Below are 1,005 nucleotides of genomic sequence, written 5' to 3' on the forward strand. Positions count from 1 at the left end.
CCAGCCGCCGAAGGTGGGGTAGATGATTGGGGTGAAGTCGTAACAAGGTAGCCGTATCGGAAGGTGCGGCTGGATCACCTCCTTTCTAAGGAATCACCCTTCTCAGTAGAAGAAGGATAAGGAAACGTAAGTTTCCACCCGTGTTACTCACTCGTTGTCAGTTTTGAAAGAACAAAGTGATGTTACAATATAGAAGTTACAACGATATATTATCGGTGTACATAAGCGTAAAGCCTGTTCTATAGCACATGTAGCAATGTTACTTTCTCTTGGTAGAAGTTTAGCAGAATAATCGACGGGCCTTTAGCTCAGCTGGTTAGAGCGCACCCCTGATAAGGGTGAGGTCGGTGGTTCGAGTCCACTAAGGCCCACCATTGTTGTTATCATCGGGGTTCCGAGAAAGCAAATGGAGAAAACTCTGTGTTTTACGTCAGTTCATGACGTTATATGGGGCCATAGCTCAGCTGGGAGAGCGCCTGCCTTGCAAGCAGGAGGTCAGCGGTTCGATCCCGCTTGGCTCCACCAAATTAGATATTATAAGCAATACCATCTATTGCACCTTGAAAACTGGATAGGAACAAACAAGCAAGACACATCGAAGCTGAAGTTCAAGCGTGTAGCGATGTACAAGTACCTTATGCAAATAAGTACTGCTATATGGTTATGCGAACCTTGTTCATGGCGTTATTGCTGTGGCAAGATAATATATATGTAAGTCTAGGTTAAGCTAGTAAGAGCGTACGGTGGATGCCTAGGCACCAGGAGCCGAAGAAGGACGTGGCGAACAACGATACTGCCTCGGGGAGCTGTAAGNATCTTATGCAAATAAGTACTGCTATATGGTTATGCGAACCTTGTTCATAGCAATATTGCTGTGACAAGATAATATATATGTAAGTCTAGGTTAAGCTAGTAAGAGCGTACGGTGGATGCCTAGGCACCAGGAGCCGAAGAAGGACGTGGCGAACAACGATACTGCCTCGGGGAGCTGTAAGCAAGCGTTGA

General features: G+C 46.0%; 2 tRNA genes and 2 rRNA genes. All 4 read left to right on the forward strand.

Annotated elements, in window-relative coordinates:
* Positions 1 to 85 (forward strand): 16S ribosomal RNA (locus ACFSTH_RS00740); the annotation flags it as partial.
* A gap of 212 nt (positions 86 to 297) precedes the next feature.
* A tRNA-Ile gene (locus tag ACFSTH_RS00745) sits at positions 298 to 374 on the forward strand.
* Positions 375 to 449: 75 nt separating this feature from the next.
* Positions 450 to 525: transfer RNA gene (locus ACFSTH_RS00750), tRNA-Ala, on the forward strand.
* 377 nt (positions 526 to 902) lie between these two features.
* Positions 903 to 1,005, forward strand: a 23S ribosomal RNA gene (locus tag ACFSTH_RS00755); the annotation flags it as partial.

It is taken from the genome of Paenibacillus yanchengensis (assembly GCF_042684845.1).
Lineage (GTDB): Bacteria > Bacillota > Bacilli > Paenibacillales > Paenibacillaceae > Pristimantibacillus > Pristimantibacillus yanchengensis.